This window comes from Ruminococcus sp. N15.MGS-57 (genome assembly GCF_000980385.1).
Taxonomy (GTDB): Bacteria; Bacillota; Clostridia; order Oscillospirales; family Ruminococcaceae; genus Hominimerdicola; species Hominimerdicola aceti.
Genome location: NZ_LARF01000003.1, coordinates 49,738 through 64,515 on the forward strand (window position 1 = coordinate 49,738; position 14,778 = coordinate 64,515).

15 protein-coding genes are annotated in these 14,778 nt (G+C 45.3%); 9 read left to right on the top strand and 6 right to left on the bottom strand.

Going from position 1 to position 14,778, the window contains the following annotated elements:
* Positions 1-180: 180 nt before the first annotated feature.
* A complete protein-coding gene (locus WS40_RS01040) occupies positions 181-1,707 on the bottom strand; it encodes an AAA family ATPase (protein ID WP_046439440.1) in 1,527 nt (508 codons plus the stop codon).
* Between the two features lie 354 nt (positions 1,708-2,061).
* Between WS40_RS01040 and WS40_RS01045 the strand changes: the two genes are divergently transcribed.
* The 9 genes from WS40_RS01045 (at position 2,062) to WS40_RS01085 (ending at position 8,240) form a co-directional block, all read left to right on the top strand.
* Positions 2,062-2,904 carry an aldose 1-epimerase family protein gene (locus WS40_RS01045; protein ID WP_046439442.1) on the top strand — a complete coding sequence of 281 codons (843 nt, stop codon included), beginning with the start codon at positions 2,062-2,064 and terminating at the stop codon, positions 2,902-2,904.
* Positions 2,904-3,365 (top strand): D-aminoacyl-tRNA deacylase, encoded by a 462-nt coding sequence (gene dtd / locus WS40_RS01050; RefSeq protein WP_046439444.1) that lies wholly within the window; start codon positions 2,904-2,906, stop codon positions 3,363-3,365. The genes WS40_RS01045 and dtd overlap by 1 nt, the downstream gene beginning before the upstream one ends.
* Positions 3,362-3,703, top strand: a complete 342-nt coding sequence (locus WS40_RS01055) for an arsenate reductase family protein (protein ID WP_278340345.1) — start codon at positions 3,362-3,364, stop codon at positions 3,701-3,703. Before dtd ends, WS40_RS01055 begins: the two co-directional genes overlap by 4 nt.
* Before the next feature lie 104 nt (positions 3,704-3,807).
* Positions 3,808-4,602 carry an amidohydrolase family protein gene (locus tag WS40_RS01060; RefSeq protein WP_046439448.1) on the top strand — a complete coding sequence of 265 codons (795 nt, stop codon included), beginning with the start codon at positions 3,808-3,810 and terminating at the stop codon, positions 4,600-4,602.
* 33 nt (positions 4,603-4,635) lie between these two features.
* A complete protein-coding gene (locus WS40_RS01065) occupies positions 4,636-5,262 on the top strand; it encodes an SH3 domain-containing protein (protein ID WP_046439450.1) in 627 nt (208 codons plus the stop codon).
* A 14-nt stretch (positions 5,263-5,276) separates the two neighbouring features.
* Positions 5,277-5,783 (top strand): DUF6106 family protein, encoded by a 507-nt coding sequence (locus WS40_RS01070; RefSeq protein ID WP_046439452.1) that lies wholly within the window; start codon positions 5,277-5,279, stop codon positions 5,781-5,783.
* Between the two features lie 2 nt (positions 5,784-5,785).
* Positions 5,786-6,169 carry a holo-ACP synthase gene (gene acpS, locus WS40_RS01075; RefSeq protein ID WP_046439454.1) on the top strand — a complete coding sequence of 128 codons (384 nt, stop codon included), beginning with the start codon at positions 5,786-5,788 and terminating at the stop codon, positions 6,167-6,169.
* Entirely contained in the window at positions 6,162-7,685 is a 1,524-nt protein-coding gene (locus WS40_RS01080; RefSeq protein WP_046439456.1) for a bifunctional ADP-dependent NAD(P)H-hydrate dehydratase/NAD(P)H-hydrate epimerase, read from the top strand. Before acpS ends, WS40_RS01080 begins: the two co-directional genes overlap by 8 nt.
* A 60-nt stretch (positions 7,686-7,745) precedes the next feature.
* A complete protein-coding gene (locus WS40_RS01085) occupies positions 7,746-8,240 on the top strand; it encodes a hypothetical protein (protein ID WP_325208348.1) in 495 nt (164 codons plus the stop codon).
* 47 nt (positions 8,241-8,287) lie between these two features.
* Here the strand turns inward: WS40_RS01085 and WS40_RS01090 are convergent, their stop codons facing one another.
* The 5 genes from WS40_RS01090 to WS40_RS01110 form a co-directional block, all read right to left on the bottom strand.
* Entirely contained in the window at positions 8,288-9,157 is an 870-nt protein-coding gene (locus tag WS40_RS01090; protein ID WP_046439460.1) for a hypothetical protein, read from the bottom strand.
* 250 nt (positions 9,158-9,407) lie between these two features.
* Positions 9,408-10,259 carry an NPXTG-anchored protein gene (locus tag WS40_RS01095; protein WP_046439462.1) on the bottom strand — a complete coding sequence of 284 codons (852 nt, stop codon included), beginning with the start codon at positions 10,257-10,259 and terminating at the stop codon, positions 9,408-9,410.
* 206 nt (positions 10,260-10,465) lie between these two features.
* Positions 10,466-11,227, bottom strand: a complete 762-nt coding sequence (locus WS40_RS01100) for an amino acid ABC transporter ATP-binding protein (protein ID WP_046439464.1) — start codon at positions 11,225-11,227, stop codon at positions 10,466-10,468.
* An 11-nt stretch (positions 11,228-11,238) separates the two neighbouring features.
* Entirely contained in the window at positions 11,239-11,949 is a 711-nt protein-coding gene (locus WS40_RS01105) for an amino acid ABC transporter permease (protein ID WP_046439466.1), read from the bottom strand.
* A gap of 284 nt (positions 11,950-12,233) precedes the next feature.
* Complete coding sequence (locus WS40_RS01110; protein WP_046439468.1) at positions 12,234-14,765, bottom strand: AMP-binding protein; 2,532 nt, start codon at positions 14,763-14,765, stop codon at positions 12,234-12,236.
* Positions 14,766-14,778 lie beyond the last annotated feature (13 nt).

The window sequence follows — 14,778 nt, forward strand, 5'->3', positions numbered from 1 at the left end:
AGTTATTATATCACACTTTTTCGCAAATTACAAGCTTTTTATATTAACAAATATGTATGCGTTCAGCTCAAAAGCCATTCAAAAACCAAAACGGGCGAACGTCCGTCACCCCCACTCTGTAGTAAAACATTGCAGAGGAGAACAGTGTTCGCCCGTGTGATATTCATTTTGTATCTATGCTTATTCCTGCTCTAAAAGACAATCAGTAAGATTAAGGTCATAGAGATTGTTGTAGGTAGGCTGCTGAACAGGCTCACCTGCAAGTCTGTAGAACTGCTCTGAGCCGTACTTCTTGATGAAGTTTGTGGTGTGGCAATTTATTTTCAGCTCCTCGATAAACTTCTTCATAACATTGCTGTCAGCGCCATAAGCATTCTCAAGGAAGTCAAAAGCGTATTTCAGACCGTTCATAGACTGCTGTGTAACGTTGTTTGCGCCATGGAGCAGATTGTTGAAGGAGTTCTGCAAAATAACAGTACAGCGGTTTTTGTTATCTCTTCCCTCATTCGTACACTTATCAAGATAAGCTTCCAGATTGTGGAGTATCCAGTGCTGGATCTTCTTGTTAGACGGCGAGATGTTTCTTGCTCTTACCGCCTTGTCAAGGTTCTTGTTGCAGTCCATGATGTGTTCACTGATTATCTGACGGCACGAAAGACCATTGTTTATCTTCACAAGGATATCTTCCATTCTTGGGTGGATAAGTCTTATCATCTTCTCCATTTGGATACAGCTTCTCATTGTGTATGTGATGCCGTCCATAAGCAGATTCATAAGAGCCACAGCTTCCTCAGTGCCTGCCGCTCTTGCGTCAGCAATGTTCTGTGCAGTTATACCGCCCTCGAGGATAGCGTCAACGTCATATTTCTCACGATAGTAGTTGAATCTGTCATAATATTCCGCAAAGCCCTTTGAGAACTCTGGGTTCTGTACATACTGAGCAGCCAGAGCGTGGTCAACAAGGATACCGCTCTCCTCATAAAGCTGCATCATTTCAGAAAGGTCCTCCCAGCCACGGGCAGTAACAAAGCGGTAGTTGTTCTTATCGCTTGCGTCTACCATATAATAATGGTCAGGGTGAAGCTCAAGATATGATATGATAGCTGGGTGAACGCCTGCATAGTAAGCATATTCTTTCCAAACGTCGAAATCAGGCTGACACTCGACCCTCTTAACACGGTCGAGAGTAACGATATCGAACTCAGAAACAGACTTGTTGAACTCAGGCGGGTTACCTGCTGTAACAACTACCCAACCTGCCGGAACCTGATGAAGTCCGAAAACCTTATACTGCAAGAACTGGAGCATTGCAGGAGCAAGGGACTCGGAAACGCAGTTGATCTCATCGAGGAAGAGAATACCCTCTTTGATGCCAGTGGCTTCGATAGTGTCATAAAGAGTAGCCACGATCTCACTCATCGTGTACTCGGATATCTGCACGTCAGCACCGGTGTAGTTTCTATGTACAATAACAGGCAGACCGAGGGCAGACTCTCTTGTGTGGTGGGACATCGAGTAGGTAACAAGGTTTACGCCAGTTTCCTGAGCTATCTGCTCCATAATAGCGGTCTTACCGATACCAGGTGCGCCAAGCAGGAACACAGGTCTCTGATGTTCTATGCTAATTCGGTAATCGCCAAATTCGTCTTTAATGAGATAGGCTTGTATTGCATTAAGTATCTGTTGTTTTGCTTCTTTAATATTCATAATCATTTCTCCTCAGTGCAGTCTGAAGCTGTGAACAAAAAGCACTGCACAATTAAATAATCTTACCATTTTATTATAGACTATCTCCAAATTAAAGTCAATAGTCATCACAAGTTTTGTCAGCTTACACAAACAATTGAAAATATTTTAGTTATTCTGTATCAAAGTCATAAAATTTAACTGTTAAAATATTGATATCAAAACAGAATTTTCAACAGACTTTTAAGTTTTTTCAAACGTTTTCGCCCATACCCCAGCAGACCTCATAACCTCACTGCTCACTTGGTTTTGACATCTCCCAAACAATGTGCTATAATAATAAGGTATAAAATTTATCCCTCGGAGGTCTGATCTATGCTTTATGAAATAAAAAATGATAAACTCTCTATCTCAGCCGACACTTTCGGTGCTGAGCTTCACTCTATCAAACTGGACGGCAAAGAATATCTCTGGCAATGCGGTGACGCTTGGAAACGCTACGCTCCTATCCTCTTCCCGTTCATATGCTCCCCTAAAGACCGCACCTACAAGGCTGGCGGTCAGGAATATCACATGGCTGCAAACCATGGTTTCGCTCGTGACAGCGAATTTGCTTTCTCAGGCAGCACAAAAAATTCCCTGAGCTTTATCCTCAAAGACAATGACGTTACCCTTGCTCAATACCCATATCACTTTGAGCTTGAAGTCACCTACTCCATAAAAGGTTCAAAAGTCACCGTCACAAACACAGTAAAAAACACTGATGAAAAGGCTATGTACTTCTATCTCGGCGGTCACCCTGCTTTTATCTGCGATATCCAAGGTGGCAAATGCACAGTTGAGTACGAGAAAAACGAGCATATCGTTCAGCCTATCCCAAACGGCGAGAGGACTATCCTTGACGGTGAAAAGACTATCACTCTCACCAGAGAACTTTTCGACTATGACGTTATCATGAAAGACCACCCTGCTTCAAAGGCTATCACCCTGAAAAAGTCTGACGGCGGTTTCGTAAAGCTTTCATTCCCACATTCTGAGTGCATTGCAGTATGGACTTCCACAGGCAACCCTGACGCTCAGTTTATCTGCCTTGAGCCTTGGACTAGCGTGCCTGTTTACGAGGACGACGCTTTTGAGGATATCGAAAACAAGCCTCACGCTATCAAGCTTGCACCTGAAGCTGTTTACACCTACAGCTACACCGTGGAGGTGGGCTGATGAGAGCGGTAATACAGAGGGTCACAAGTGCAAAAGTTGAGGTCGAGGGCAAGGTCACAGGCGAGATAGGAAAGGGCTTTCTGATACTTTTCGGAGTAGGTCAGGAGGACACTGAGGCTGACTGCGACAAGCTTGCCGACAAGATATCAAAGCTTCGCATTTTCGCTGACGAAAATGACAAGACAAATCTTTCTATAAATGATGTTGGCGGAGATATTCTTTGCGTTTCACAATTCACCCTTTATGCAGATTGTCACCACGGCAACCGCCCGTCATTTATCTATGCAGGCAAGCCTGATGAAGCCAACAGACTTTATGAATACTTCTGCAAGGTCTGCGATGAGAAAATTACAGGCAAGGTAGAAAAGGGCGTTTTCGGTGCAGACATGAAAGTTTCACTGCTCAATGACGGTCCTTTCACTATCATTCTTGAATGCAGAAACGGAGAGATAATCCCATGAACATACAGATATTCGGCAAGTCAAAATCCTTTGACACAAAAAAGGCCGAGCGTTATTTCAAAGAGCGTGGAATAAAGTTCCAATCTGTTGACCTGCCTACAAAGGGGCTTAGCAAGGGCGAGCTAAGCTCAGTGCTTGCGGCTGTCGGCGATATCGACAAGCTTATCGACCCAAAGGCAAAGGGAGAGCAGGCAATGCTCATAAAATATCTTGGAAGCACCGAGGAGAAAATAGAAAAGCTTCTTGACTATCCCGAGCTTTTTGCCGCACCTATCGTAAGAAACGGCAAGAAAGCCACAGTAGGTTTCTGCCCTGAGGTGTGGAAAAGCTGGGAATAGCCCTAGATGAAAATACTGTGAAAATTGCCGATATTCGTTGAAAGAAGCTTGAAAGTGTGGTATAATACCATATGGAAGAGTATTTTCAGAAAGAGATGTTTTAAATGGTAATTGATTTTCACGTTCACGCCTTTAATCCAAAGGTAGCGGAAAAGGCTGTTGAAAAGCTTCAGGCTTGCAGTGGAATAACTCCTTTCACAAGAGGCACTGCAGAGGAAACCATACAGCGTTTTGACGAATGGGGCATTGACAAGGGCGTGCTGTTATCAGTGGCAACAAAGCCTACTCAGCAGAGAGTTATAAACGATTGGTGCGCTGAGCAAGACGGCGGAAGATTTATAAGCTTCGGTGGAATACACCCTGACGCTGAGGACTATGAGCAGGAGATAGCCCACATAAAGGAGCTTGGACTTCACGGCATAAAGCTTCACCCTGATTATCAGGGCTTTATGATAGATGATGAGCGCATGGACAAGATATATGACGCCATTGAAAGAGCTGACCTGCCTGTTATATTCCATTCGGGCTATGACTGCGTTTCCCCTGACCTTATCCACTCCACACCTGAGAGGGCGCTGAACATGATAAAAAAGCACCCTAAGCTCAAGGTCATTCTTGCACATCTTGGTGCAAACATGATGTGGGAGCAGGTGCGTAACGTTTTGGCAGGCGTTGACGGTGAAGTTTATTTTGACACCGCTTTCACAAGTATGTGTCCTGACGAGCTTATGCAGGCTATCGTTGAAAAGCATGGGGCTGACAGGATACTTTTTGCAAGCGACTGCCCTTGGGACAGTTCCTACCTTATAAAAGAAAAGATACTGCGCTTGAATATTTCCGAGGATAACAAAGATAAAATTCTCGGTGGCAACGCAGAAAGGCTTCTTGGCTTAAAATAAAATTGTGTAAATTCTGAAAAGAGGATATAAAAAATGAGATCAAAACTGCTTGCGGCTGTGCTGGCTTGTTCTGCGGTTTTCGGGCTTGCGTCATGTGGGGCAATGCTTCCAGAAAGCTCCTCCGAAAAGGAGACCACCACGGGTACTGCCGTCCAGAGAGTTATAGAGACCACAAAGACCGCCACAATGGGCGACGATTATGATGAGGACGATGAGGATTACGAGGGCTACACCACCACCACTTCTGTGACGGCGGGCACACTTGAAAACCCAGACGTAAGCATTGACGAGGGCTACGACCCTGACATAATCGCAACGGCAACAAAGAGGACGACCACCACCACCACCACCACTGCCGCTGAAACCAAGGCGACCAAAAAGACCACCACCACAAAGTTCAAAAAGAACGCACTTTTCCCTTTGGGTGATGATGTGAAATACCCTGATTCTATCCCATTCCTTGTAAAGTCAGACACCTCTTATCTTAATCTCAGATACGGTCCGTCAAAGAAATATGACGTGATAGAAAAGATACCTGACGGAAAGACCATAAACGGCTATGGCGAGAGAACAGACGGCGACGGAAACATATGGGTATATGTAAAATACAACAATAAAAGCGGCTGGGTAATGAAAGAGCTTCTCAGCGGCACTGAATAAACGGAGGACAAATAATGGACAGCTTCAAGGAACAGATAGTTCGCAAGATTCCCACAAAGAACGATAAGATACAGAAAATTTTCATCATGATAGCAAGCGTGGCACTTGCCGCACTGTGTTTTATCTTCCCTTTCGGCACGCAGTTTTCTGTAATAGGCATTTTTCTTGCCGCTGCCGCACTTTATGGCGGTTATTATCTTACAACAAAACTCGATGTGGAGTATGAATACATTTTCACAAACGGAGAAATAGACGTTGACAAGATAACGGCTCAGCGTTCAAGAAAACGCCTTATCACATTCCGTTGCGGCAGTGCGACAGATTTCGGCATTGCTGACGAGAATTTCTCTGTACCTGAGGGCGCAACACAGGTCCTTGCCTGCGCTTGTGACGATAGCCTTACAGACTACTACATAACATTCAACCACAAAAATCTCGGACTTACAACTGTTATATTCACACCAGATGATGATATGCTGGCACTTATAAAGCCTGCACTTCCGAGAACACTGAGGAAATAAAAATGAAAATATTTGTCGGAACTGATCTTATTGAGATCGAACGCATAAAAAAAAGCTGTCAGAGCCGACGTTTCTGTGAAAGGGTTTACTCCGAAAAGGAGCTGACCCTTTTTTCACAGAAGAAAAACCCATACGAATCCATGGCGGCGAATTGGGCGGCTAAGGAAAGCTTCGCAAAGGCTTTAGGCACAGGGGTCGAGGGCTTCGCCTTGAACGAGGTGTCATGCTTGCGTGACGAGCTTGGCTGTCCTTATCTGGAGCTTACGGGGAATGCGCTTTTGGCGGCTGAAAATAGGAGGCTGACCTTTGCGGTGTCACTTTCCCACATCAAGGATATCGCTTCGGCAGTGGTGATAGCTTATGAAAAGGAGGATAAAAATGGATAGGATATTAACAGTGGAGCAAATGACATTTTGCGAGCATGAGGCTGAAAAATATGGCGTGAGCCTTGCTCAGCTCATGGACAATGCGGCGGCACAGCTTGCGGAGGTAATTGCGAGCAACTCGTCTGCGTCCTCAAAGATAGTGCTTCTTATTGGCAAGGGAAACAATGGCGGTGACGGACTTGTGGCGGCAAATTTACTTGCGGAACAAGGTCTCAAGCCTGCGGTGGTCCTATGCTGTGGTGAGCCTGACACTGACCTCTCCTCGGCAGCGTATGCTAGGCTTGATAAGAGCGTAGAGGTGCTGAAAGCTGAAAATGCGCTGGATTTTATCAAGGGTGCTGACGTGCTTGTGGACTGCATTTTCGGAACGGGTTTTCATGGCAGTTTGCGTGAAAATATCCTGCCAGTGTTCAGAGCTTGTAAAAATTGTGACGGCATGAAGATAGCCTGCGACCTGCCGTCGGGAGTCAATGCACGGAATGGTCAGGCTGACAAGCTGTCGTTCAAGGCTGACGTGACAGTGACCTTTCATCGTGGCAAGCTAGGTCTTTATTTACAGCCTGCGGTGGACTTTTGCGGTGAAATTCTGGTAAAAGATATCGGTATTGACGAGCGTTGCGAGAATACCCTATACCCTGTTATAACGCCTTTTGACGTAACAAAGGCAAGGGCGGCACTGCCTTTTAGACCTGCTGACGGACACAAGGGCACGTTCGGCAAGGTGGTGAGCGTGGCAGGCTCGGAGAGCTATATAGGTGCGGCAGGGCTTTCAGCAATGGCGGCAATGCGAACAGGCGTGGGACTTTTTGAGCTTTGCACTGCAAAAAGCGTAGTCAACTCCCTGTCGGCTGGTATGTATGAATGTACATACTCGGCAATGAAAACCGACAAGGACGGCTTTATGGTGGCTGAAAATGCGGAGGCGATACTGAAAAAGTGCGAAAAGGCAAGCTGTTTGCTAATAGGCTGTGGGCTTGGTCACACGGCTCAGACAGAGAAGCTTGTGGCGGAGCTTATAGAAAATGCGGAGATACCCATAGTTTTGGACGCTGACGGAATAAATTCACTTTGTCCGAATATAGATGTACTGTTGAAGAAGAAAAGTACAGTTATCCTTACCCCTCACCCTGCGGAGCTTGCAAGGCTTTGTGGCGTGACGGTGGGCGAGGTCATGTCGGACAGACTTGGGTTTGCATATAGGCTGTCAGAAAAATATGGTGTGACAGTGCTTGCGAAATCGGCTGACACCTTTGCTGTAGACGGTGGAAAAGTTTATCTTTGCACCGAAGGCACAACTGCGCTTGCAAAGGGTGGCTCAGGGGATATGCTTGCAGGCATTGTTTCCTCCTATGTGGCTCAGGGGTGCGATGCTCTCGATGCGGCGGCACTTGGATCGTTCACACTTGGCTCGACGGCTCTACTTGCAGGATACAAAAGATCTGAGCGTGGAATCATTGCAAGAGATGTTATTGACGCTTTGCCACGATTTTTGTATGACCTTGAAAACGCCGACTAGGCTGTACTAAAAACAAAGACCTTCTTCTTATGAAGAGGGTCTTTTTTAATGGAGGGCAAAATGAAAAGAACAAAGGCATTTTTTCTCACGATTTTGGCGGTAATGGGCTTATGCTCATGCGGTGAAAGCACCGAAGTCAAACCCGTAAAGCTGGCAGAGGATTACAAGACCCCGGCTGAGTTCACCATTGACGGCACGGAATACGTCGCAAGCTTCACCCGTGAGGGCGCAGATATGTGGGAGTGTGAGATAACTGCGCCAGAAACTGTCAGCGGTATGGCGATAACCTGCTCAGGAGAAAGCGCACGACTTGAATACAAGGGTTTGACCTACGAAACTGACCGAGGGAACATACCCGAAAGCTCCGCTGTCACAATGACTGCCGCTGTGCTTGACAAGCTTATTTCGCAGAAAGGCGTGACGTATCTCAAAAATGACAAGGGAGATATCACCGCCACGGGACAGATAAAAGGGCAGGATTTTTCGGCTAAAATCAAAGGCGGAAAGGTAAAAAGCTTGGAGATATCAGGGGAGATAAGCGTAAAATTCACATAAAAAAAGGTGCAGAGAAAATCTGCACCTTTCTTATGTATGGAAATGAATTATTTACCAAACTTTGCACAAGCGATAACGTTACCGTCCTCGTCCTCAAATCTGAGGTCAGCAATGTAGAAATCAGCCTGGTTTGGAATGCCCCATCTCATAAGTGAAACATACTGTGGTTCAGTTGAGTTTACAAATGTAGCGCCGTCCTTGATACCAGGTCTCATTGTAAGCTCATAGGAACCCCACTCAGAAGTCCACTCAGCCTCGCCGAAGTCATAGAGGTCGTTCCAACTGTTTTCACCTTCACCTGTTGTAGGCTGTGTAACGAATGCACCCATGAAGTTACCAGGAACGAGTGATTTTGTGCCGTCGTCACCAGTGAACTCGCCAACTGCCTTTGTAACTACGTCAGCCTTGATAGTGAAGATCTTCTCAAGATCAGCTTCCTGACCCTCGAAGAGCTTCTCCATGTGGAATCTGATCTTAGGGATCTTGTAGTTGCCATTATCCTGATCGAGAGTCTCGACCTTGATCATTGGAATACCTGCAAGCTCCTCAACAGAGATATTTACATGAGACTCATCGTTCTCGTAATCCTTCTCAGCGAAAGGTTCAACGATAGAAGCAACGTCCATATCCTTCTTGAAATATACAGAAGCCTCCTCATAGTTCTTCAGAGTAGCTGGCATTTCGGAAATATCCTTTGCAGCCTCACCCTCAGACTCTGTGCCGGAAGCAGCTGTTGAATCAGCTGTTGACTCAGGAGCGGCTGTTGTTGTAGTAGCCTCTGTTGTTGTAGCAGCTGTAGTTGTTGTTGTAGTAGTTTTTGCCTCAGCCTTTGATGAAGAATCATCAGAGCTGCCGCAAGAAGCGAACATAGCACTTGTAAGTGTAAGTGCAAGAGCGCAAGCTAAAAACTTTTTCATTTTAATAACCTCCGTTTAATTGTCATGCTATACACATAGCCTGACCTATATTTACTTTTGTATTATAACACAACTGTCACATATTTTCAATATACTATTTGCACAATTTAAGCACATGATTTCATATGTTTTGCACAGAAATCGTTTACAAATTAGTGCAGGTTACACAAACGAACAAAAAAACAGAGCTTCCCGAATGACAGAAAGCTCTGTATAAATTCACTTATTCAAGTGTGTTATCTGTGAGAGATTACTTTCTCTTAGAAATAACGATAGCTGCACCAGCAAGTGCTACGCCAGCGAGTGCAAGACCAGCTGTTGCGCCTGTAGCTGCTACGTTGTCAGAAGCTGCTGCTGAAGAAGTAGCTGTTGTTGTTGTGCCAGACTTTGAAGATGTAGCTGCTGCAGAAGACTTGTCGTCCTTCTTAGAATCGTCCTTCTTAGACTCTGTGCCTGAAGCTGTTGAATCAGTCTTAGAGCTTGACTCCTCAGCTACTGGCTTCTTCTGAACTTCCTTCTTGTCCTTGTTAGAACCAGCCTCGTAGATAGCGTTACCGTCAGCACCGAGAACCTTCACACCTACAACGTCGATGCCCTTAAGGTCTGCTGCCCAGTTGTTGATACCAACTGCTGCATAACCCTTTTCCTCATCGTCAACTGCGTCAAAGAGAGGTGTCTCGCTCTTGTATTCAAGAACGTATGTGCCTTCCTCGTCTGTTGTGTAGCAGAGTGTGTCCTTTGGCTTATCATCTTCAACCCAAGAGCCGCCAGCCCAATCCTTAGCGTTCCAGCCGTTCTTTGTGTCGTTGAAGTTGATGGATCCGCCGCCGCCGATCGTGTTCCAGTCGTTGTTGTCAACCTTGATAGTGAAAGATGCACCGTAAACAGCTGTGATATCAGAGATACCGTCCTTAACTACGTTGCCCTCAGACTCATCGCCTCTGAAGAATACAGAAAAAAGGTCATCCTGAGGCTGTCTGCCGATTGCAAGAAGGTCATCGCTTACGTTGAGCTTTGTGCCTGCTGCAGATGCTGGGATCATTGCCATAGAAGCTACGATAGCTGCTGCTGACATACCAGCGAGAATCTTAGAAATTTTCATCGTTAATCTCCTCCATATGAATATAGTTTTATGAATTGTCATTCAATTCTAGTCTTATTATAGCAGACTTTCTTCCTAAAATCAAGGGGTTTTCACTTTTTTTATTCCAAAAAGTGTTGAAATTTCTAACAATATTGTCATACTTCTTTTGTGCATTAATCACAGAAAACGTTATCATCTCTTATATTTTACAACAATTTCCCGTCCTATCTGTCATTGAATCTCTGCAAGAACTGCTTTGTTCTTTCGTTCTGGGTCTGACCGAAAACTTCCTCCGGAGTACCCTCCTCCACGATATAGCCGTCGTCCATAAAGATAACATGATTTGCCACATCACGGGCGAATGCCATTTCATGGGTAACGATGACCATGGTCATTTTCTCTTTGGCAAGCTCTTTTATTACCTTTAATATCTCCCCTGTAAGCTCAGGGTCAAGTGCGGAGGTCGGCTCGTCAAAGAAAAGTATCTGCGGTTTCAAAGCCAATGCTCTTGCGATAGATACTCGCTGCTGCTGACCGCCTGAAAGCTCGCAGGGATAAGACTTGCCTTTAGTTTCGAGTCCCATTTTTTTCAGAAGCTCTTCGCAGTTGGCTTTGGCTTCCGCTTTTGGCTGTTTAAGGACATGGAGAGGGGCTTCCATTATATTCTGATTTACAGAAAAGTGCGGAAAAAGGTTGAAATTCTGGAACACAAGACCTATTTTCAGGCGAATATCCCTGAGGGTCTTAGAGGGTGCATACACCGCCTTGCCATTTTCTGTATGGAACATATTCACGCCGTCAACGTTTATCTCTCCGCCGTCTGCCTTTTCAAGCTGGTTTATACAGCGCAGAAGCGTTGATTTACCGCTTCCTGACGGACCTATTATTGCGACTACCTCGCCCACCTCAACGTTAAAAGAAATATCTTTAAGCACCCTAAGGCTGTCAAAGCTTTTAGAAATATTTTTCACTTCAAGAATAGCCATATGAGTTCTCCTTATTTATAATAATCGAATTTATTTTCGATAACGGCAAATGCCACCGTCACGATAGCGTTGAGTACGAAATAGAATGCGCCTGCGATAAAAAGCGGTGTTATTGAGCTGTACAGGTTCATTTGCTGTTTTGCCTTCATTGTTATCTCAGCGAATGCGATAACGTTTGCGAGAGAGGTATCCTTTACAAGGACGATGACCTCATTCGATGTGGCAGGGATAACACGCTTTGTGACCTGGGGCAGGATTATTCTAAAAAATGTCTGCATTTTCGTCATGCCGAGCATTGAAGCCGCTTCGTACTGTCCCTTTGGGATAGCCTCGATACCGCCTCTGAATATCTCTGCGAAATACGCCGCATAGTTAAGGACAAATGCCGTAACAAGGGCGATAAACATATAGTTCTCGTTGTTTTTTATATTGGTAAGCACGTCATATACACCGCCTGTTTTGCCCTGCTTTGCAGCACTTGCGATAATAAGCGGTACTGCATAGTAGATAGCGATTATCTGAAGCATGAGCGGTGTGCCACGCATGACAAGTATATAGAGATTTGTCAGCCACGAGATAGGCTTGAAGCGGCATTTTTTCAGCATTGTCACAAGCACTCCCACAGGTATTGAAAGCACGATGGTCCATGCAAAAAGCTTCAGTGTATTAGGCAGGAACTCCAGCAGGATCTCCGTGACCTTTTTTACTTCCTCAAAAGTCATAAATATTCATTCCTTAACAAAATATTACGATAACACGTCACCGTATCAGCGTATTAATACATTATACTACATATTTTGCGACTTGTCAAACGGAAAGAGTGAGGAATGAGGAGTGAGGAATGAAGGTATCGCCTGCGGCGATGATTTTTTCATTGCGAACTGCGTTCGCACAATTAACTCACTAATGGTCTTATTAACTTACCTCTTGGAGTATCTCAAACCACAGCTATGCTAATTCCTCATTCCTAATTCCTCATTTGTCATTCCTCACTCCTCACTTTAAATCAGTTCTCTTCGTTCTTTAAAGCCAAAACCGCTTCACGGACTTTCGCCATAAGCTCTTCGGGGGTTTCGCCATTAGGATAAATAGGCTCACCATAAACGACTTTTACTTTATATTTGCTAAGGCGCTTCCAGTTGAAAAGCCTTGGGAGCTTTCTGTCTGGTGGGAATATCTCGTGTCCGCCTTTGATGTAGGCTGGTACTATAGGTACATTGGCTTCGATAGCAAGGACGGCTGCACCGCTTTTGAACTTGCCCATTTCACCAGTTTTGCTTCTTGTACCCTCCGGGTGAACTAGCACGCCCCATTTCTGACCAAGCTTTTTACGCAGAGACGCCATTGTTTCGTCTACTCTTCCGCCCCTGTCAACAGGCACCATACCGCCTATTCTTACTATAAGTCGGCTGGCTAAACTGCCGTTGAAAAGCTCTTTTTTCGCCATACAGCAGAATTTTGCAAAACGCTCGTATCTGAAATTCAGGGTGAGGAAGATAAAATCAAAATTTGAAACGTGATTTGCACAGATTATATAACCGTCCTTATCAGGTAGATTTTCCTCGTTGGTGACCTTGACTTCATAGAACGCTGTCACAAGATTTCTGTAAAAGCGGTAAATACGATAGTCTATCTTTTTCTTGTCCAGAGGATAGAGCATTGATCTCACTGTTTGCGGCTTTATGCGGTTTGGGTTTTGAACGAGGGCGATAAGCTTGCCCACTGTCATATCCTTATCCATACAGCCGTCAACACGCACACCACTGAACTCCTCTATCTCCAAAGCAAGCTCGATAGCTGAGAGGGAGTCTATGGTGAACTCCTGCAAAAATTTTGTACTGAGCTTGACTTCATTCGGCTGAACGTGTGCTATTTTTGCCACGGCGTTTCTCACCATTGACGGGATATCCGACGGGTCGATACTATTTTTCGCCTGCTTTGTAAGGCTGTCAAGGTTATCCTCCATGACCATTTTCTTCAGCAGATAACGCTTTGGCTTGCCGATAGCTGTTCTTGGTATAGAATCCACAAAATGTATGCCGCTGAGTTTCATTGCCTGACCTGCGGAGGAGCTTATCTCTTTTAGCTTTTCTTCCGTCTGCTCACGCTTATCCTCAGCACAGACCACAAAGGCGTGCACCTCGTCATAGCTTCCCTCTTTCGCAGGCACTCCGCAGACTATAAGTTCATCAACGCTCTCGATGCCCCTATAGACCTGTTCGATATCGTCAGGAGCGGCTTTTTTGCCTGTTGATAGGACGATATTTTCTTTACATCTGCCGAGAATGACGATATTTTTATGCTTATCGAATTTTGCAAGGTCGCCTGACTTGAACCAGCCGTCAGGATTGAAAGCTTCATCTGTGGACTTTTTGTCGCCATAGTAGCCTATCATCATATAAGGTGACTTTATGAGAAGCTCACCGCTGCGGTCGATTTTAACTTTTATATCAGGATATGGCTTGCCGCAGGTGTCAGCATAAACGTGCTTGCCATATGTGCCGATAGTTGGTATGCTCGTTTCGGTCGCACCGTAGTTGTTCACAATATTAAAGCCTGTGCCGTAGAAGAAATCAAATGTATCCTTTGACATTGGCGAGCCTGCGGAGCAGAGAAATCTAAGCTCACCGCCCAAGGCTTTGTGTATCTTTGCGAAGATCTTTTTGCCGCTGTTTATGCCGTAGATCTTACGCTGATGAAGTGCAACAGGAAACATTTTCTTGAAAAGCGCTGAAGATACTTTGCTTGCGTTGATCTGCTGCATTATCTGGGTTTTCAAAAGCTCATAGACCTTTGGCACGCCCGGGAAAACCGTCGGCTTGAAGTTTTGGAAGCCTGTGGAAAGACCCTTTGCGGAGAGAGACTCAATAAAGCACACTGTTCCACCTGTGAGGAGAGGGGCTAAGACCTGTGCAAAAAGTCCGTAGATATGGCTGTTTGGCAGGATTCCGAGATAGCGTTCGTTATCGGTTATGCCGTTGCACTGGCAGACCATTTTGCAGGAATTTATCTGAGAATCATGGGTGTGCATGATGCCTGAGGCTGTCCTTGTCGTACCGCTTGAGAAGATTATCACTGCGATATCAGGGTCGCCTACTTCACCTTGGCGGAGTATATTTTCCCCTGAACCATCAAGTCTGTCAAGCTGGTCTTGGATATCGAGAACAGGCATATTTTTCACGCTTGTAAGCTTCTTTGCCGCCTTTTGAGAAGCGACAACGCACACAGGCTGTGACTTTTTCACCAGTGCGACAAGCTCTGCCGCAGGAAGCGAATAATCCAAAAGGACGGCTGTTGCGTTAAGCTTTGCACAGGCGAGGAATGCGATATTCCACTCAGGTCTGCCCTCAGAGGCGATACAGACCCTATCCCCTGCCACAACGCCAATGGCTTTCAGGCGGCTGCAAAAAATATCTGCCTGCTGCAAAGTCTGTCCGAATGTATATTCCTTTGTTTCACCCTCGTCGTTCATCATCACGAGAGCGGTCTTGCTATAGCGGTTTATTGCCGTTTTTCTAAATTCGTTATAAATGTTCATGGCAGTTTCCTTT